This window comes from Marinibacterium profundimaris, assembly GCF_002210095.1.
Classification (GTDB): Bacteria; Pseudomonadota; Alphaproteobacteria; order Rhodobacterales; family Rhodobacteraceae; genus Marinibacterium; species Marinibacterium profundimaris.
Genome location: NZ_AQQR01000004.1, coordinates 315,455 through 332,996, shown reverse-complemented (window position 1 = coordinate 332,996; position 17,542 = coordinate 315,455). Strand labels below are relative to the sequence as shown.

General features: G+C 69.6%; 18 protein-coding genes and 1 other RNA gene. 6 read left to right on the top strand and 13 right to left on the bottom strand.

Annotated elements, in window-relative coordinates; translation table 11 throughout:
• Positions 1-12 precede the first annotated feature (12 nt).
• The gene (locus tag ATO3_RS12665; RefSeq protein WP_088650222.1) at positions 13-507 is read left to right on the top strand and encodes a hypothetical protein; all 495 of its coding nucleotides are present in this window, start codon (positions 13-15) and stop codon (positions 505-507) included.
• Between the two features lie 128 nt (positions 508-635).
• Here the strand turns inward: ATO3_RS12665 and ATO3_RS12660 are convergent, their stop codons facing one another.
• The gene (locus ATO3_RS12660) at positions 636-1,298 is read right to left on the bottom strand and encodes a ribonuclease T2 family protein (protein ID WP_088650221.1); all 663 of its coding nucleotides are present in this window, start codon (positions 1,296-1,298) and stop codon (positions 636-638) included.
• Positions 1,299-1,437: 139 nt separating this feature from the next.
• Here ATO3_RS12660 and ATO3_RS12655 point away from each other — a divergent pair, with 139 nt between their 5' ends.
• The gene (locus tag ATO3_RS12655) at positions 1,438-2,202 is read left to right on the top strand and encodes a DUF1013 domain-containing protein (RefSeq protein ID WP_088650220.1); all 765 of its coding nucleotides are present in this window, start codon (positions 1,438-1,440) and stop codon (positions 2,200-2,202) included.
• A gap of 242 nt (positions 2,203-2,444) precedes the next feature.
• Complete coding sequence (locus ATO3_RS12650; RefSeq protein WP_088650219.1) at positions 2,445-3,221, top strand: transglutaminase-like domain-containing protein; 777 nt, start codon at positions 2,445-2,447, stop codon at positions 3,219-3,221.
• A 25-nt stretch (positions 3,222-3,246) separates the two neighbouring features.
• Here ATO3_RS12650 and ATO3_RS12645 read toward each other — a convergent pair whose 3' ends face one another.
• Positions 3,247-4,071 (bottom strand): methyltransferase domain-containing protein, encoded by an 825-nt coding sequence (locus ATO3_RS12645; RefSeq protein ID WP_088650218.1) that lies wholly within the window; start codon positions 4,069-4,071, stop codon positions 3,247-3,249.
• 260 nt (positions 4,072-4,331) lie between these two features.
• On the opposite strand from ATO3_RS12645, the gene ATO3_RS12640 reads away from it, so the two are divergent.
• Positions 4,332-5,075, top strand: a complete 744-nt coding sequence (locus ATO3_RS12640; protein ID WP_088650217.1) for a gamma-glutamylcyclotransferase — start codon at positions 4,332-4,334, stop codon at positions 5,073-5,075.
• A gap of 46 nt (positions 5,076-5,121) precedes the next feature.
• On the opposite strand, the gene ATO3_RS12635 is transcribed toward ATO3_RS12640, so the two are convergent.
• A complete protein-coding gene (locus tag ATO3_RS12635; protein ID WP_088650216.1) occupies positions 5,122-5,811 on the bottom strand; it encodes an anti-sigma factor in 690 nt (229 codons plus the stop codon).
• The gene (locus ATO3_RS12630; protein ID WP_088650215.1) at positions 5,808-6,356 is read right to left on the bottom strand and encodes a sigma-70 family RNA polymerase sigma factor; all 549 of its coding nucleotides are present in this window, start codon (positions 6,354-6,356) and stop codon (positions 5,808-5,810) included. Before ATO3_RS12630 ends, ATO3_RS12635 begins: the two co-directional genes overlap by 4 nt.
• Positions 6,357-6,672: 316 nt before the next feature.
• Here ATO3_RS12630 and ATO3_RS12625 point away from each other — a divergent pair, with 316 nt between their 5' ends.
• The gene (locus ATO3_RS12625; protein WP_408630816.1) at positions 6,673-7,017 is read left to right on the top strand and encodes a DUF7282 domain-containing protein; all 345 of its coding nucleotides are present in this window, start codon (positions 6,673-6,675) and stop codon (positions 7,015-7,017) included.
• Positions 7,018-7,191: 174 nt separating this feature from the next.
• Here ATO3_RS12625 and ATO3_RS12620 read toward each other — a convergent pair whose 3' ends face one another.
• The 7 genes from ATO3_RS12620 to ATO3_RS12590 all read right to left on the bottom strand — a co-directional run bounded on the left by ATO3_RS12620 (position 7,192) and on the right by ATO3_RS12590 (position 13,241).
• Positions 7,192-8,304 (bottom strand): calcium-binding protein, encoded by a 1,113-nt coding sequence (locus ATO3_RS12620; RefSeq protein WP_088650214.1) that lies wholly within the window; start codon positions 8,302-8,304, stop codon positions 7,192-7,194.
• A gap of 183 nt (positions 8,305-8,487) precedes the next feature.
• A complete protein-coding gene (gene recR / locus ATO3_RS12615; protein ID WP_088650213.1) occupies positions 8,488-9,081 on the bottom strand; it encodes a recombination mediator RecR in 594 nt (197 codons plus the stop codon).
• A 25-nt stretch (positions 9,082-9,106) separates the two neighbouring features.
• Positions 9,107-9,451, bottom strand: coding sequence for a YbaB/EbfC family nucleoid-associated protein (locus ATO3_RS12610; RefSeq protein WP_088650212.1), 345 nt, complete (start codon positions 9,449-9,451; stop codon positions 9,107-9,109).
• 11 nt (positions 9,452-9,462) lie between these two features.
• The gene (locus ATO3_RS12605; RefSeq protein WP_088650211.1) at positions 9,463-10,086 is read right to left on the bottom strand and encodes a hypothetical protein; all 624 of its coding nucleotides are present in this window, start codon (positions 10,084-10,086) and stop codon (positions 9,463-9,465) included.
• Positions 10,087-10,097: 11 nt separating this feature from the next.
• Positions 10,098-10,697 carry a hypothetical protein gene (locus ATO3_RS12600; protein WP_088650210.1) on the bottom strand — a complete coding sequence of 200 codons (600 nt, stop codon included), beginning with the start codon at positions 10,695-10,697 and terminating at the stop codon, positions 10,098-10,100.
• Positions 10,698-10,724: 27 nt separating this feature from the next.
• A complete protein-coding gene (locus tag ATO3_RS12595) occupies positions 10,725-11,375 on the bottom strand; it encodes a hypothetical protein (RefSeq protein WP_143747268.1) in 651 nt (216 codons plus the stop codon).
• A gap of 96 nt (positions 11,376-11,471) precedes the next feature.
• Positions 11,472-13,241, bottom strand: coding sequence for a DNA polymerase III subunit gamma/tau (locus tag ATO3_RS12590; RefSeq protein ID WP_088650208.1), 1,770 nt, complete (start codon positions 13,239-13,241; stop codon positions 11,472-11,474).
• Positions 13,242-13,520: 279 nt separating this feature from the next.
• Here ATO3_RS12590 and ATO3_RS12585 point away from each other — a divergent pair, with 279 nt between their 5' ends.
• Positions 13,521-15,053: an ankyrin repeat domain-containing protein gene (locus tag ATO3_RS12585; RefSeq protein ID WP_088650207.1), complete on the top strand. Its 1,533-nt coding sequence runs from the start codon at positions 13,521-13,523 to the stop codon at positions 15,051-15,053.
• 288 nt (positions 15,054-15,341) lie between these two features.
• On the opposite strand, the gene ffs is transcribed toward ATO3_RS12585, so the two are convergent.
• An RNA gene (ffs, locus tag ATO3_RS12580) (signal recognition particle sRNA small type) lies at positions 15,342-15,438 on the bottom strand.
• A 95-nt stretch (positions 15,439-15,533) separates the two neighbouring features.
• Complete coding sequence (locus ATO3_RS12575; RefSeq protein ID WP_088650206.1) at positions 15,534-17,435, bottom strand: 5'-nucleotidase C-terminal domain-containing protein; 1,902 nt, start codon at positions 17,433-17,435, stop codon at positions 15,534-15,536.
• Between the last annotated feature and the right edge of the window lie 107 nt (positions 17,436-17,542).

Genomic DNA, 17,542 nt, shown 5'->3' with positions numbered 1-17,542 from the left:
GAAGGAAAGCGCATGAGACATCTCGCATTCGGCGCGGCGCTGCTCGCCCTCGGGCTTGCGGCCCTGCCCGCAAAGGCCGACCTGGTCGATCAGGGCTATTGCAATGGCTGGAACGTCATGGTGGACACGGACCTGGGCAATGGCTGCCTGATCCAGACCGCACGCGACGGCAAGTCGCTGACCCGGATCGGCTATGACGCGGTGAAAAAGCAGGGCTACATCGCCGTGTTCGAACCCGATTGGACACGCCTGCGCGAAGGCCAGGCCTATCCGCTGGTCTTCGACCTCGACGGTACGCGCTACCCGGCGGTGGCCACTGGGCTGCAGCTGGGGCGGGTGCATGGCGCGGGGGTGATGTTCACCAACACGTCGGTCTTCGACGCGATCGCCAAGGCTCAGAGCCTGACGGTCTTCGACGCCAAGGGCGCGCCGGTCTTCCAGCTGGACCTCAAGGGCACGGCCGAGGCGCTGGCGGCGGCACGCAAGTGCCAGCAGCAGGAAAGCTGAGCCCCCTGCCGGGGGTGTCTGCGTGAACTGTCGGGCGAGGGGTTGCGCGCGGCTTCGCCGCGCGCCCCGGCCGGCCTTCGGCCGGCAAGTCCTCATCCCGGCCTTCGGCCGGCACGCCCAAAGCCCGGTCAGCGCAGCGGCGTGAACAGCGCGTCGTTCAGGCGGCAGTCCCTGCGCGCATCCGGGCCGCAGGGGCGGGGCTCCAGCCCCCGGGTGAAACAGATCCGCACCTCCTGCACATAGCCGTCGCGGCAGGTCACGGTCAGCATGTCGGGCGTCAGCTGAGGATTGTCCTTGAGAAACGCCTCTTCGACGACCGAGGCCGGCAGGCGCACCGCGTTGCTCAGCTTGCGGAACACCTCGGGCCGGACCACGCGGCCATAGGCCACCCGCGACAGGCGAAAGTAGTCCTCCGGTGCCAGCCCGGAACAGGAGCCATGCTTGCGCCACTGGTGCCAGGCCAGCCCGGCGCTGCCCATGATGTCGGTCATCTCGCGGGTCATCTGCCGCGATGGAGAGGGTTCGGAGGTGTCGCAGGTTTCCGGCCACCCGGTCTCGAACTGGGGCCAGAGCCCGTGCAGCAGCCAGCCGTGATCCTCGTCGCATTGCGGCGCCCGGCGCTGGTCCCCTTCCAGGGCGCACCAGTTCGGCGACCAGCTCAGCGCCATCACGTAATAATCGAACCGCCCCGGGGCATTTTCGGCCTCGCTGGCGCGCGCGGCCATCCCGACGGGCCCGGGCGCCGCCGCCAGGGCCAGCGCAAGGATCCAGCTGCCGAAAGCCTGCCGCATTCGCCTCTTCCCTTTCCGGTCATCGCCGACTATACAACGCCGAAGTTCCCCGACAACGGAAACCCGCCCGTGGCCTGAAACCCGGGCAGCCTGGTCCGCCCAGGCGCCGGGGAAGATGTATGTGTTAAGGAGCATGACTATGGCACGACTGATCAACGCGCGCGCGACGGCGGTCTGGCTGGTGGACAACACCACCATGACCTTCAAGCAGATCGCGGATTTCGTCGGCATGCACGAGCTCGAGATCCAGGGCATCGCCGATGGTGACGTTGCCGTGGGCGTGCGCGGGTTCGACCCGATCGCGAACAACCAGCTGACCCAGGCCGAGATCGACAAGGCCGAGAAGGATCCGCTTTACCGGCTGCGGGTCAAGACCAACCCCGCCGCCGAGGGCGAGGAGAAGCGCCGCGGCCCGCGCTACACCCCGCTGTCGAAGCGCCAGGACCGTCCGGCTTCGATCCTGTGGCTGGTGAAGTTCCACCCGGAACTGGCCGACAGCCAGATCTCGAAGCTGGTGGGCACCACGAAGCCGACGATCCAGGCGATTCGCGAACGCACGCACTGGAACATCGCCAACATCCAGCCGATCGACCCGGTCGCTCTGGGCCTCTGCAAGCAGTCCGAACTGGACGCCGCCGTGCAGAAGGCCGCCGCCAAGAAGGCCGCCGAGGGCGAGGTCATGGACGACGACGCCCGCCGCCGTCTCGTCTCGACCGAGCAGTCGCTGGAGATGGAGGCCGAGCCGCGCATCCCGACCGCGATCGAGGGGCTCGAGACCTTCTCGCTCAGCGACAGCGACGAGGACGACAAGGAAGACAGCGAGCCGATCGTGGACGCCGACAGCTTCTTCAACCTGCCCTCGGGCGAGGATGACGACGACGACGAGGACGACACGTCGCGCTGAGCCGCGCCGCCCTCCGGCACCATGCCGCAAGCTCACGCGCCCGCCCGGGATCCCGGCGGGCGCGTTTGCGTTTCGGGGCCGGGGCCGGGGCCGGTGCCGCGCCTGCACAATTTCCCCGCGCCCGCGGGGGACAGGGCCCGCGCCGGTGTCGAAACCATCTCTGCCGTTGAAGCCACGGGGGCGAAGCTGCTACGCCTGTGCGGCAGGGCCGAAACGGCAGGGCACAAACGGCAGGGGGCAGGATGCGCATCCGGATCGACGTCGACATGCACTACCGGTTTACCCGGCCCAACACCGTCTTCCTGGCGCTGGAGGCCGCCCGGACCGAGGGGCAGGAGATCCTGCACCAGAACCTGACCATCACCGAGGCCAGCCTGACCCGGGTCGAGGGCGACGCCGGGGTCGGCGAACGGATCTGGGCGCAGGTCACCGCCACCGAGATGGCCCTGTCCTACGATGCCGAGGTCGATATCACCCGGCCGGCGGTTTCGCTCAACACGCTCGAGGCCGCGCCGCTGCACCGGATCCCCGGGCCCGTCGCGCCCTACCTGCGGCCTTCGCGCTATTGCCAGTCGGACAAGTTCGTCACCTTCGTCGGCAAGCGCTTCGGAGACCTCTCTGGCGGCCGTAAGGTCGCCGCGATCCGCGACTGGATCGAGGCCAACCTGACCTATGTCCCCGGCAGTTCCGACGCCGACACCAACGTGCTGGAAACCTTCGCCGGCCGGCAGGGTGTCTGCCGCGACTACGCGCATCTGGCCTGTTCGATGATCCGCGCCGCCCAGATCCCGGCGCGCATGGTCGCCGTCTACAGCCCGCAGGTCACCCCGCCGGATTTCCACGCCGTGGCGCAGGTCTGGCTGGACGAGGCCTGGCACCTGGTGGATGCGACGGGCATGTGCTCGGCCGATACGCTGGCCGTCATCGCCATCGGCCGCGATGCCTATGACATCGCCTTCATGGATTCCGAGGCCCCGGCCGAACTGATCTCGCAATCGGTTTTCGTGACGCCGGCCTGAGGCGGGCAGCGTTCTCCGCCTCGCGTCACACCGCCTCGGCCGAGGTCACGTTCGCCGGGATCGGCACCCGCCATTCGGGCCCTGTCCCATGCGCCGCCAGCACCCGTTCGACCACCGACGCACGGATCGCGGTGGCGTTTTCCTCGGGCTGGGGCCGCAACAGGGCCCCGCCGCGCGCCGTGCCTTCCAGGAAATAGACATAGGGCGCCGCCGGATCGTCCACCTTCCAGGCCGATGGCACCGTCTCGCAGTGACACCCCGCAAAGCCGCGCGCCTCCAGCACCGGAAAGGCCAGCGCGGGATCGGCATAATCGGTGGCCCCGGGGCCGGGCGGCAGCGTGATCCCGGGGTCGCCATGCGCCGCGATCGCCTCGAAGACATATCCAAGGGCGCTTTCTGCCCCGGCGCCGCACCAGACCGAGAAGGCCAGCCGCCCGCCGGGTTTCAGCACCCTGCGCGCCTCGGCCAGCACCTGCGGCGGATCGGGCACATGCGGCACGCCGAAGCCGATCGTCACCGCGTCAAAGGTGCCGTCCTCGAACTCCAGCGCCATCGCGTCGCCCTCGACGAACCTGGCCCCCGGCACCGCAATGCGCGCCATTTCCAGCATCGCGGGCGAGAAATCCACGCCCGTCACCTCGGCGCCGGCGCCGACAAGCCCCGCGCTGACGTTGCCATGGCCGCAGCAAAGGTCCAGCGCCCGCGTCCCGGACCCGGCCCGGACCGCCGCGACAAGCGCGGGCACCACCATGTCCGAGGCCTTCGCGAAGGCCTGGGCATAGGCGCGCGCCACATTCGGGTCCGACCATTCCCGCCGTTCCAGTGCCGCGAAGCCCGTTGTATCCGTCATGCCCGTATCCTCCCCACCTGCCGACCGACGCAGACTTGCGCGCAGGCCGGTTACCTTGCGTCACTCTAGCTGCAAACCCCCCGCCGCGCCACCTCCCCGGGCGGGCGCATCTTCTTGAGCCTCCGCCGCCGCCCCGGCGCACAAGCCCTGTGCATCTGCCCGGCGCCGCGCCCCGGGCCCGGGTCATCGGGTTGACGATTGCCTGCCACGCCCCGACATTGTCCCGGCACCCTTCAGACGGAGCCATCCCGGACCCTTCCATGCCCCACCGTTCCTCCACACGCGCCATTTCCCTGACCGAATCCCACGTGGCGCGGGTCTACCGCGAGGTGCCCGATCCCGGCCCTTCGGACACCCACACGCCGATGACGGATGACGACAAGGCAGAACTGGCGCAGCGTCTGCTGGAGGAGAACGCGGGCCGGCCGTTCTGGGTCTTTGCATATGGCTCGCTGATCTGGAAACCGGCCTTCGAATACGACGAAAGCCGCGCCTGCATCCTGCACGGCTGGCACCGGTCCTTCTGCCTGCACATGCAGGGCTGGCGCGCGACCCCGGAAGAACCGGGCCTGATGCTGGCGCTGGACAAGGGCGGCGCCTGCAAGGGCGTGGCCTTCAAGATGCCCGAGGATGACCAGCTCAGCCGCATGATCCGCCTGATCGAACGCGAAGGCGCCTTCCGCGAGATGATCCCCTGGATCCGCTGGGTCACCCTGCGCGCGAACGGCGAAAGCTTCCGCGGCCTGGTCTTCTACTGCACCCCGCCCGCCGACCGGCGCCACGACGGCGAGGGGCGGCTGGTGCGCCTGCCGCTCGACGACCAGGTCCACCGCCTGGCCCGCGCCGTGGGCCACGCCGGCAGCTGCGCGGAATACCTCTTCAACACGGTCAGCCATCTCGAAGAGCTCGGGATCCACGACAGTTACATGTGGAAACTGCAGGCGCTGGTCGCCGACGAGATCGACGCCGTGCACGGCCCCGAACCCCGCGCCGCGGCGGAATAGGGCAGGGGGCGCTGCGCCGCCCCGGCCGCCCCGGTATCCCGGAACGTTACAGCCCCCGGATCTCGCCCAGTCCCAGCACCTCGCCCGAGGGGCCGCCCTGCTGCGAGCCGCCCGGCGGCTCTTCGGAGATGCCCATGGTGAAGGTCCCCTCGATCCCCCGCAGCGTGTCTGGCAGCTCCAGCCGCGCCGTCTCGCCCGCGCCAAACAGCCCGACCGAGATCGCCGGCTGATCGTCGCCATGCGCCCAGACCTGCAGTACCCGGCCCTCGGGCGCGGTCCCGGATATCCGCGTGACCTGCAGAACGCCCTCGGCCTCGTCCAGCACGGCAAGGTACCGGAAGCTGCCGTCGTCCGACGCGATCTCGGCCGCGCGCAGCGGATCGGGGCCCGGTCCGCTCAGCCAGAGCCAGCCCAGGATGGCCGCCAGGAACACCGCCACCGCGCTCAGCCCGCGCCAGAACCCCAGCGCCGCGCGCATCCGCGACGACACCGGCGCCGGAGACGCCCCGAACAGCCGCATCTCCAGCCGCGATTTCACCTCGGCCGGGACGGGTTCGGGCGGCAGCTCGACCGCTAGGTCGGCCAGCTCGATCTCCCACCGGGCGACGGTGGCCGCAAAGGCGGGGTCCGAGGTCACGCGCCGGTGCGCCTCTGCCAGCTCATCGCCGGTCAGAAGGTCCAGGGCGTATTCGGCCGCCAGCATCTGGTCGTCGTCGTGGGCCATCTCCTCGCTCATCGGGACATGCACTCCCGCAATGTGGTCAGCCCGCGCCGCAGCCAGGTGCGCACCGTGTTCAGCGGGATGCCGAAATGCGCCGCCAGGTCGGCATAGCTGTCACCCTCAAGGTAGGCGCGCCGCACCGCGTCGCGCCGGTCGTCGGGCAACTCGGCCAGGCAGGCGCGGATCCGCGCCAGCTCGGACGCGGCCACCGCCGCCGTCTCGGGCCCGGCGCCGCTGCCGGCCAGGTAATGGGCGTGATCCTCGATATCCTCGTGTCTCTTTCGGCTGCGCAACCGGTCGATCGCGGTGTTTCGGGCAATTGTGACGAGCCAGCTCATCGGGTGGTGATCCGTGACTTCGAAACGCCCGGCATTGCGCCAGACCTTCACAAAGCTGTCCTGCAGCGCATCCTGCGCCTCGGACCGATCCTTCAGGACACGCAGGCAAAGCGCGAAAAGTTTCGGCCCCGCGCGATCGAACAGGTCGGAAAACGCCTGCCGGTCGCCCAGACCGATCCGTCCCAGTAGCCGCTCCAGCTCTTGCCGGTCGTCGCTGTCCATCCATTCCCCTCGGGCGGCCGCGCCATGGCCGCCCTGCTTGCCCTATCCATAGCAGGCCGGGGGGCGGAGGCGTCAAAGAAATTGTGTATCGGGGTCAATCACTTGTTCGAAAAGTGCCGGAAGCCCGCGAATTCTTTGAAACTTCGCGCGGTTGCGGCTCGTGCCTGTCTGTATCGCTCCGGCGCTTGTGCCGGACGCTTGCACTCAAGGACGAAAAGGGAGTTCTCCTATGCAGACGCGTATCATGGCCGCCGCCACCGCAACCACGGCCCTTGCCATTGCTCTTGCCACGACCACCTTCGCCGCCGAACACGCGATGGCGCCGTCGGTCCAGGCCTCGGACCAATCCGTTGCCAATGGCGTCGTCAGCGCCGACATGATCGCCGCGGGCGAAAACGGCTGGATGGTCGTGCACCGCACCGATGCCGAGATGAAGCCGGGCCCCGTCGTCGGCTATGCGCCGCTGCGCATGGGCGAGAACGTGGATGTCGCCGCGATCCTGACCGAAGAGGTCGCCCCGGGCGACATGCTGATGCTGATGGTTCATGGCGAGACGGGCGGGATGGAGACCGGCGTGTTCGAATACACCCTCGGCGCCACCGAAGACGGCCCCGTCCGGGTCGACGGTGACCTGGTCATGACCGTGATCACGGCCCAGTAAGGGCCTCGGGTCCGGGGCGCACGCGTCCCGGAAACCTGTCGCGCATTTTCGCGGCAGGGCATGCGGCGGGGCGGCCATTGCTCCATGAACCCTCCGCTTCGCTGCATGCGGCTGTCCCGTGACGGTCAGGGCCGCACCTGCCGGTCTCTCGCCGTGCCGGGCATGGAACCCGCCTCACAATATGAAATCCTCCTCGGTCAGGCCCAGCGACTTGACCACCAGGATCTTCATGTCAAAGCTCCCGTCGCCATCCGCATCCACGTTTACCAGCGTGTTGCCGTTGGCTTCACGCGTCGCGACCGAGGCGCCGTCGCCCGTCAGAGCGCCATTGCTGACAAAGGTCCAGTCATCGGCCAGCGCCGCCAGGTTGATCCGGTCCTCGCCGCTGACAAATCCGTAGATCCGGTCGAACCCGGCCTCGGCGGTGCTTTCCGAGGTGGACAGGAAGCGGAATTCGTCCGCGCCGGAATTGCCGCGCATGCTGTCCTGGCCTTCGCCGCCCAGCAGCAGGTCGTCCCCCGACCCGCCACGCAGGTCGTCGTTGCCGGCCATGCCGACCAGCCGGTCGTTGCCGCCCCCGCCCAGCAGCAGGTCATCCCCGTTGCCGCCGTTAAGCGCGTCGTCCCCGGCGGCGCCGCGCAGCTCGTCCGCGCCGTTCTGCCCGATCAGCTGGTCGTCTCCGGCGGCGCCCAGCAGCAGGTCGTTTCCGTTCCCGCCCCGCAGGACATCGTTGCCCTGAAAGCCGTAGATCTCGTCGTTGCCGCCCATGCCGGACAGCTGATCGTCGCCCGACCGCCCGGCCAGCACATCGTCCGCCCCGGTGCCGCGGGTCAGGGGCTGCGGCGTGGTCTCTCCGCCGCTCAGGACCTGCCGGACCCAATCCGTGACCATGGCCTGCAGCTTCTCGGGCTCCGTCAGGTCGGCGAAGGCAAGGATCGCCGCTGTGACGTCATCCCCGAACTGCACGAATTCCACCATCGCATCGACGTAGTCTTCGGGCCAGATCTCGGGGTCGATCGTCTCCAGCAGGTCGTCGACGGTTATGTCCTTGTTGGTGCCGGCCAGCGCGGCGACGTCCCGCAGCTGGTCCATCACCGCCTGCAGCTGTTCCTGCAGCAGGCGCAGTTCGTCCAGGTTCAGGTCTTCGGCAAGGGGCAGCCCGACCGCGGGATCGGCCCAGAAGGCCAGAAGCTGCGCCAGCGCCTCGCTCTCCTCCCCCGGAAGGGGGGCGGTCAGGGCGCTGAATGGATCGGACAGGCTGGAGAGGATATCGGACAAGCTCGGCATGAGACCCCCGGGGCTGAGTCGGCAGAATGAACCGCCTGACCGGCGCCCCGGCAGTGCGACAGCCCGGGCGCCCTTGCGGGACCCGGATTGGCCGGGCACCGGTGACGGCCCGGCCTGCATACCGCGCTGATGGTTAATCAGACGTTAGCGCCGCCCGGCGCAGGCCCGTTCCGCGTCAGCGCGTCACAGGTCCTTCCGCGCGCGCAGCGCCGCGGTGATCGTGCCGTCGTCGAGGTAGTCGAGCTCTCCGCCGATCGGCACCCCCTGCGCGAGCGAGGTCAGCCGGACCCGCCCGTCCAGCTGGTCGGCGATGTAATGCGCCGTGGTCTGGCCATCGACCGTGGCGTTCAGGGCCAGGATCACCTCGGTGATGGATTCTTCTTCCACCCGGGTCAGCAATTGCGGGATCCGGAGGTCCTCGGGTCCCACCGCGTCCAGCGCCGAAAGCGTCCCGCCCAGCACGTGGTAGCGACCCTTGAAGACCTGCGACCGTTCCATCGCCCACAGGTCGGCGACATCCTCGACGACACAGAGCTCGCCCGTCGCGCGTTTCTCGCTCAGGCAGATGTCGCAGATATCGGTCGTGCCGACATTGCCGCAGCGCAGGCATTCGCGCGCGGTGGCGGCCACGGTCTGCATCAGGTCCGCCAGCGGGGTCAGCAACAGCGCCCGCTTGCGGATCAGGTGCAGCACCGCGCGCCGCGCGGACCGGGGGCCAAGCCCGGGCAGCCGGGCCATCATCTCGATCAGCGCGTCGATATCCCGGGTCGAGGACATGGGGGCGTCGTGGACCGAAGCTGCCTCAGAACGGCAGCTTCATGTCCTTGGGCAGCCCGAGGCTTTCGGTCAGCTTGGCCATCTCTTCCTGCTGCCCTTCCGCGGCCTTGGCCTGCGCGTCCTTGATCGCGGCAAGGATCAGGTCCTCGACCACTTCCTTGTCGTCGCCGCCCAGGATCGACGGATCGATGTCCAGCGATTTCAGCTCGCCCTTGAGCGAGGCGGTGACCTTCACCAGGCCCGCGCCGGATTCGCCGTCGACCGTCATTTCGGCCATCTGCTCCTGCAGCTCGCCCATCTTGGTCTGCATGTCCTGCGCGGCCTTCATCATCTTGGCCATGTCGCCAAGTCCGCCGAGTCCTTTAAGCATGTCGTGTTCCTTCAGAAGAGTTTGATCGTCGCCGGGTAGACCGTATCAATGAATCTAAGCTCGCCTTCGATGGCATCCCCGTGGGAATATGCCATGTCTCCGCTCAGAAGCTGCCATCGGCCGCCCAGGTTGATCAGGTTGTAAACACGGATTCCCGATCCCATCAATTGCAGATGGTGGTTCTGATTGCACGCGGCCCCGCCGGGCGCCTGGAAAGAGATGGAGCCCGCCACGTCATTTGTCGCGCTCACCGGCAGTTCAAGCACCCGGCTGCTGAACTCGCCCGAGGTGCCGTCGGGCTTGCGTCCGTCCCCCAGCTCCACGCGGATGATCTGCTGCTGCGTCAGGGCGCGGAACAGGATCTGGCTGCGCACGTCCGCGCTGCCCGAGCTCGCGCCGGCCTTCAGCGCCATGTTGCGCACCACCGGGTTGGACGCGCACATCAGGTCCTCGAAGGCAAAAAGCTGCTCCAGCGGATCCGCCTCGGGCGCGACCATAAGCGACATCAACTCGCGGGTCTCATCCCGCGTGAACTGCTGCACCTGCGCGCATTGCGCCTGTGCGCCGGCCTCGGAGGCGGTGAACAGGGTCAGGGTGGCCAGAAGCGCGGCGAAAGGAGGCAGGAAATTGTGCAAGGGACTAGTCCTCAGAACAAGCGGATCGTGGCGGGATACCGGACGTCGTTAAAGACCACTTTGCCTTCGACCGTGTCACCGTGATCGTAGTCGAACCGGCCGGTAAGCAGGAACTTGCGCGGGCTGCGATCGACCTTCATCGTCATGGTCGTGCCGGAAAATTCGGCGATCGAACTGGCGGAACAGGCCCCTCCGGCCCCCGCGTCGAAAGACATGCAGCCGCGCGCGGGATCTCTATACACGACGTCCAGCGTCATGACGCCAGGCTCGCGCAGGTTCCGGCGGTATTTCGGGTCCACCGGCTCGCCTTCGCCCAGCTCGATCTGCAGCACAACCTTCTCGAACAGCGACCGCATCAGGATCTGGCCGCGCACATCCGCACTGGGCGAGCTGGCACCGGTGCGCAGCGCCATGTTGCGCAGCACCGGCTCGTCGGCGCACATCAGGTCCTCGAAAGCAAAGAGCTGTTCCAGCGGGTCGGCTTCGGGCGCCATCATGACCGACATCATCTGCCGCGCCTCGTCCCGGTCAAGCGGGACCAGCTCGGCGCATTGCGCCCGCGCCAGGATGGGCAGTGTCAGCAGGCTCATGGCAAGGGCCAGTCGGATCATGGCGGTCTCCCCTTTGTCGGATCATGGTCAGTATAGCGCGATCCACGCCGGGTAGGTCGCGCCGTCAAGCGTGACCTGCCCGTTCAGCCGGTCGCCATGTTCGTAGGCAAAGGAGCCGACAAGCTTGGGCGACCCGCTGGAGATCGAGATATCCAGCGTCGTGCCGAAGACCGTGGCCAGCGAAGATGCGTCGCAGATCCCGCGGTCCACGAAGCTCATGCAGCCCTGCGCGGGATCGCGGTAGCGCACCGGCAGAGATATCATCGGGTCCGAGGCCAGCCGTTCGGCCTGGGTCTCGGTGGGCTCTTCCGGCTGGTCGAGGCGGATGGTCAGGATCTCCGTCTCGAAGATCGACCGAATCAGCACCTGGCCCCGGATCACCGGGTTCTCCGACAGGCTGGCGGTGCGCAGGGCCAGCTCGCGCAGGCCGGGCTGGCCGGCGCACATCAGGTCCTCGAAGGCAAAGAGCTGGTCCAGCGCCGACACCTCGGGCGAGACCATCGCCGCCAACATCTCGGCTGCGCTCTCGCGGTCGAGATCGACCATCTCGGTGCAGTCGGCCAGCGCCGCGGCGGGCAGAGCCAGGGCCGCGAGACCGGCAAGCCACCTAAGACCGGAAAGGCCCCTATGCTCCGGGCCTGTTCTCTCGGGGCGCAATGTCTCGGGGGTGGGCCGCATCGGTAGTTCTCCCGTTTCGGGGAATGTCACTGGTTACTCTCTTGCGAGGTTAACCGAACCGAGCGTCATTTCAACATGGGGCTCCTCGGGGCCGCCTCACTCGTCCTCGAACGGATCCCATTCCTCGCTGACCTCGGGCAGCGCCTCGGTCTCGGCTTCGGCGGTCAGCTGGGCGCGGGTGCGGATGTCGGTGATCTTCGCGGTGGGGAAATGCGCGCGGACAGCTCGGATCAGCTCGCTTTCCTCGGCCTCGGCCTCCATCGCCAGGCGTTCGGCGTCGCGCACCTCGGCGATGCTCGGCGCGCCGCCCTCGCTGGTGACGATCACGGCCCAGCGGTTGCCGGTCCAGCTTTGCAGCTTGCCGCCCAGGCGCTGCGCCAGGTCGGCGGGCGCGCCGGGGGCGGGGCAGAACTCGATCCGGCCGGGGCTGTATGACACCAGCCTTACGCCGCTCTCGACCTCCACCAGAAGCTTCACGTCGCGGTTGGAGCGGATCAGCTCCACCACCCGCTCGAATGTCGTGTAATGGGCCAGCGCCTCGTCCGGGGCCAGCGCCCGTGCGGTGGCGGGGCCGGCATGTCCCCTTCCGCTGCCGCCCGCGCGGCCTGAGGGCACGGCGGGTGGGCGCGTCTCGGCCCGGGTCTCCGGGCCGGAGGGGGCCACGCCGCCACCGCCGCCATTGGGCGCGGGGCCGGGGCCAGACTGGGGCGTCTCGCGGATGCGGCGCACCAGCTCCTCGGGCGAAGGCAGGTCGGCCACGTGGGTCAGCCGGATCACCGCCATCTCGGCGGCCATCATCGCGTTGGGCGCGGCGGCGACCTCTTCCAGCGCCTTGAGCAGCATCTGCCACATGCGCGTCAGCACCCGCATCGGCAGGTTCTCGGCCATGGCGCGGCCGCGCTCGCGCTCGTCCGGGCTGACCGTCGGGTCCTCGGCCGCGTCCGGCGTGATCTTCACGACCGAAACCCAATGCGTGATCTCCGCCAGGTCCCGCAGCACCGCCAGCGGGTCGGCCCCATCGGCATATTGCGCGCCCAGCTCGGTCAGCGCACCGGCAGCATCGCCGGTCAGGATCATGTCCATCAGGTCCAGCACCCGGCCGCGATCGGCCAGCCCCAGCATGGCGCGCACCTGCTCGGCCGTCGTCTCTCCGGCGCCATGCGAAATCGCCTGGTCCAGCAGCGAGGTCGCATCCCGGGCCGAGCCCTCGGCCGCCCGGATGATCAGCCCCAGCGCATCCTCGGCGATCTCTGCGCCCTCGGCCGTCGCGATCCGCTTCAGCAGCCCGGCCATGTCTTCCGGCTCGATCCGGCGCAGATCGAACCGCTGGCAGCGCGACAGCACCGTGACGGGCACCTTGCGGATCTCGGTCGTGGCGAAGATGAACTTCACGTGCTCGGGCGGCTCCTCCAGCGTCTTGAGCAGCGCGTTGAAGGCGCTGGTCGAGAGCATGTGGACCTCGTCGATGATGTAGATCTTGTAGCGGGCCGAGGCGGCGCGATAGCGCACTGAATCGATGATCTCGCGGATGTCGTTCACGCCGGTGCGGCTGGCGGCGTCCATCTCCAGCACGTCGACGTGCCGGCCCTCCATGATCGCCTTGCAATGTTCGCATTGCCCGCAGGGCTCCGTCGTCGGCCCGCCGGTGCCGTCGGGGCCGATGCAGTTCATCCCCTTCGCGATGATCCGCGCCGTCGTGGTCTTCCCGGTGCCCCGGATGCCGGTCATGATGAAGGCCTGCGCGATGCGGTCCGCCTCGAAGGCGTTCTTCAGCGTGCGCACCATCGCATCCTGGCCGACGAGATCGGCAAAGGTCTCGGGGCGGTACTTGCGGGCGAGTACCTGGTAGGCAGGCTGATCGGTCATGGGGCTTCCTTCGCGGGGACAGCGGCAGGCTACCGGCTTGGCCGGGGGCTCCGCAAGCGGAACACGCGCGGGCGGGGCATCCGGCGGGCCGTCGGCGCGGGACCTGCCATGGGACTTGTCACGAGGCGCATCAGCGGCTAGCAAGAGCGCAGCCGCCCCGGGGGCGGCATCCGGGTCCGCGGACAGCCGTATCGGCACCCCCGACATCGACGGACGACATCCTTTCGGTTGATCTCCTGCCCGGACAGCGGACCATCGGGCCTGTGGTGAGGGATACCGATGACTGATTCCACGCAATACCTGCGTCGTGCCGCCAAGGCGCTGCGCAAATCCTTCGACGCCGGCGCGCCCGAGGCGCGGGCCCGCGTCCATGCCGTCCTCCCCGGCGCGACCGCGCTGCGCCATGCCGACGCGCTGCACGTGATCGCCCGCGAGGCCGGGCACGACAGCTGGCCCAGGTTGAAATTCGCCGAAGAGGCCCGCGCGCTCGACCGGGCCGCGCGCGCCCGCCAGCTGGGCCAGGCCCTGGAACAGGGCCGCCGCTGGGCGATCGAGGCGCTGCTCTCCGAAGATCCCGCGCTGGGGCGTGACACGCTGGCGCTGGCCTGCGCCACCTATGACGTGGCCGAGGTGCGCCGCCGCCTGTCGCGCGATCCGGATGCCGCGACCCGCGCGGTGGCGGGGCGCCGGCCGATCGCGGATCTGGCCTTCTCGCGCTACCATCTCTGCGGCGGGGAAGAGGCCGACATGCTCGCCGTGGCCGAGGCGCTTCTGGCCGCCGGCGCGGATGTGGACGACAGCATCCCGGCGGGCGACGGCAGCGATCACCGGCTCTCGGTGCTCTACGGGGCGATCGGCCACGGCAACAACATGGCGCTGGGCGAATGGCTGCTGGATCACGGCGCCGACCCCAATGACAACGAGTCGCTCTACCACGCGACCGAACTGGGCCATCGCGGCGGGCTGCGCCTGCTGCTGGCCCATGGCGCGCGGCCAGAGGGCACCAATGCGCTGCTGCGGGCGCTGGATTTCGACGACCGCGAGGCGGTGGCGCTGCTGCTGGCCGCCGGGGCCGACCCGGCCGAGCTGCCGGCTGGTCATCCCTCGGGCGAACCCGCGCTGGTGGCTGGGGCGCTGCACCAGGCGGCACGGCGGATGTGTTCGGGCGCGACGGCAGAGCTGTTGATCGCGCATGGTGCCGATCTCTCGGCGCGGTTCTTCGGCCACACGGCCTATGCGCTGGCGCGGATGCATGGCAACGGGCCAGTGGCCGGGGCCATCGCCCGGGCGGGCGGCGACACGTCCCTGACCGCGGCCGAGGCGCAGCTGGCGCGCGCCGCCGACGGCACGCAAGGCTCCCGCGACTGGATCGACATGGCGCTGCTCTCGGACGAGGCGCGCCGGCTGCTCTGCCGCATGGCGGGGAGGCCCGGGGCCCTGCCGCACATGCGCCGGCTGGTGGAGATGGGGTTCGACACCAATGCCACGGACGAGATGGGGCTGACGCCGCTGATGCTGTCAGGCTGGGAGGGGTTGGGGGAGGTTTTTGCCTTCTTCCTGTCGCAGGGTCCGGACCTGGGCCATGTGAACGGCTTTGGCGGAACCCTGTTCGAGACGATCCTGCACGGGTCGATGAACGCCCCGCAGCGCGCGGCGCGCGATCACATCGACTGCATGGAGCAGGCGTTGCGCCACGGCGTGGCCCTGCCGCGCGGGGCGCTGTCGATTCAGGGCGAGGCGGCGATGATGGCCTTCCTCGCCGACTGGGCCGAACGCCATCCGGGCCAGGTGGTGGAGAGCCCCGCCGCCTGACCGGAGGCGCCCGTGGCGGGGCGCGACCAGCGCGCGTCCCGCTCCCGCCCACCCACCCCGCGAGACGCGCGCTGGCCGCGGCGCGGGGTGGCGAAGGCGGGGCCTTTTGCATGGGCGAAATCGTGAACCAATGGTAAATGCGCCGCTGTAACCCGTTGATTTCAAGCAGGGCGACCCGTGTCCCACGCGTGGGACATCGCGCTGGCGGCGGCGGCAGTATTCGGCAAAGGCCCCCCGGCAGATGCCCCGATATCAAAGCGATGATCGGGCATGCCAAGCGGGGGGAAAGGTGAGAGGCTGGACAACGACCCAAGCGGGGCTCGTTACGGCTGCTTCCTTCCGGACCTGACCGGGTTGGCGAGGCGCTCGCCCGCGCCAACCTCTCGATGGGTTATCTAGGGATCCCGGCGGCGGAATGCAACCGTTGCGTTGGCCGCGGGAGCAGATCGGCCCTGCGGGCGACGGGCGCTGGCCGGGCGATCAGAACCGCAGGCGCAGCTGCAGGAACCCGTCGGGCTCCAGTCCCAGGTCTTCCGGCGCCAGCGGGGCGATTTCGTCCAGCAGGGCGCGCGCGGCGGGGCCGGTACGAGCCAGCGCCCGGGTGCCCGGCGGGGCGGTCAGCCGCCAGGGCGGGGCAAAGCCTGGCGCGGGATCGGTGCGGATGTGATCGGCCACCGCCTCGCGCAGCTCGGTCGGGGCGACGGGCACCTGGTCCGCGCCGCGCAGGGCCGCGAAATTGCCGCCGCCGCCGACGCGGTAACTGTTGGCCACCACCAGCAGGTCGGCCCCGGGATGCAGCTCTGCGCCGTCCAGCCAGGCCCCTGTGACGCGCCGCGCGCCCGCATCCCGCAGACGACCGTCGGGCGCGTAGCGGGCCGGACGCGTGGGGTCGATGACGTAGTCCAGCCCGTGGATCACGTCGAAGTTGTAGCCCGCGATATCCTGCGGGATCAGCGGCTGATCGGCCGCCCCGGGCGCGATCTGCGACAGCAGGCTCGCCGACATCTCCAGCCAGTCCAGCACCTGCGCGCCGCTCAGCCGCACGACGCGCAGCTCGTTGCGGTAGACATGCAGGTCCGACACGTGCCGCAGGGTGGCGGGCCCGCCGGGCACATCGGTGAAGGCGGCCGCCCCGGCGCGGGCGCCGAACTTGCAGGGCGCCACGGCCGACAACAGCGGCACCGAGTCAAGCCCGGCCGCGTCCACCGCCGGACGCACCGCCGCGGCCTGGGCATCGGCGACAAGCGCCAGGCCGTGATCCGGACCGAAGAGGCTGAAGTAGCTGTGCAACCGTCGCGGCACACGGCCGACGGGCTGGTCCAGCGCGCTGCGCGTGGCCTCGTGCACCGGACCCAGCAGGCGGGTGAGCGACGGGTCCTCGGGCGTCGGCGCATCGGTCTCTGCCGGGTCGGCGCCGTTGATCCCCCGCAGCGCCACCGTTGCGCCGTCCAGCTGCCAGCCGCCGGCCCCCCGCCGCAGCCGAAGATCCATCACCCCCAGGTGCGATCCGGCCGAGCCCGGCATCACCACCGGCCGGCCATGGATCGTGCCGCGCCCGGCGTTGACCGCGTCAAGGCCCTGGTGCGCGGGCCCGGGCAGCTGCTGATGGGTGTGGCCCGCCACGACCGCGTCGACCTGCGCCAGTCCGGCGATCGGGATCGCCGCGTTCTCGGCCCCGGCGCCGGGATCCTCGGCACCCAGCCCGGTATGGGCCAGCACGATCACCAGGTCGCAGCCCCCGGCCTTCAGCCGCGCCGCACCCTCGCGCACGGCCTCGACCATGTCGTCGATCTCGAACCGGTTGGCCACGTGATGGGCGTTCCACAGCGCCGTCTGCGGCGGCAGCACGCTGAGCAGCCCGACGCGGATCGCCTCTTCGCCGGGCACCGCGACCTCCAGCCGCAGGTCCCGGCGGATCGGCCCCGTCTCGCCCCGCAGGTTGGTCGAGATCACGGGGCAGGGCGCGTCGCGCAGGATCCGCATCAGCATCTCGGGGCCGAAATCGAAATCGTGGTTGCCCAGCCCGATCGCATCGTAGCCAAGCGCTGCGAAGGCCTGCATCAACGGGTGCACCGCGCCGGCGGATCCGCCGTGCTCGGCGACCCAGACATCGCCCAGCGGCGTGCCCTGCAGGCTGTCGCCGTTATCCAGCAGAAGCACCGCGCGGCCCTGGGCCTCCGCCTCGGCCCGGGCGGCGCGGATCAGGCTGGCGGTGCGGGTCAGGCCGCTCGCCGGGTCGGGGCTGTCGGTATAGTAGTTGTGCGCGCACAGATGCATGTGCAGATCGGTCGTCGCCAGGATCCGCAGCCCGACGCTGCCGGCTTCCCGGTCCGGGCGCGTGTCGGCCGGGGCGGTGGGGTCCAGAGCGTCTGGCCGGGCCATGAAACCTATGCCTTTCGGGGGCTTGCGAGGATGTGCTTTCCCTGCCCCGGCGTCAACTACAGCCCGATGGCCGCGCCCTGTCAAGCGACGGGAGGGCGCAGGCAAGG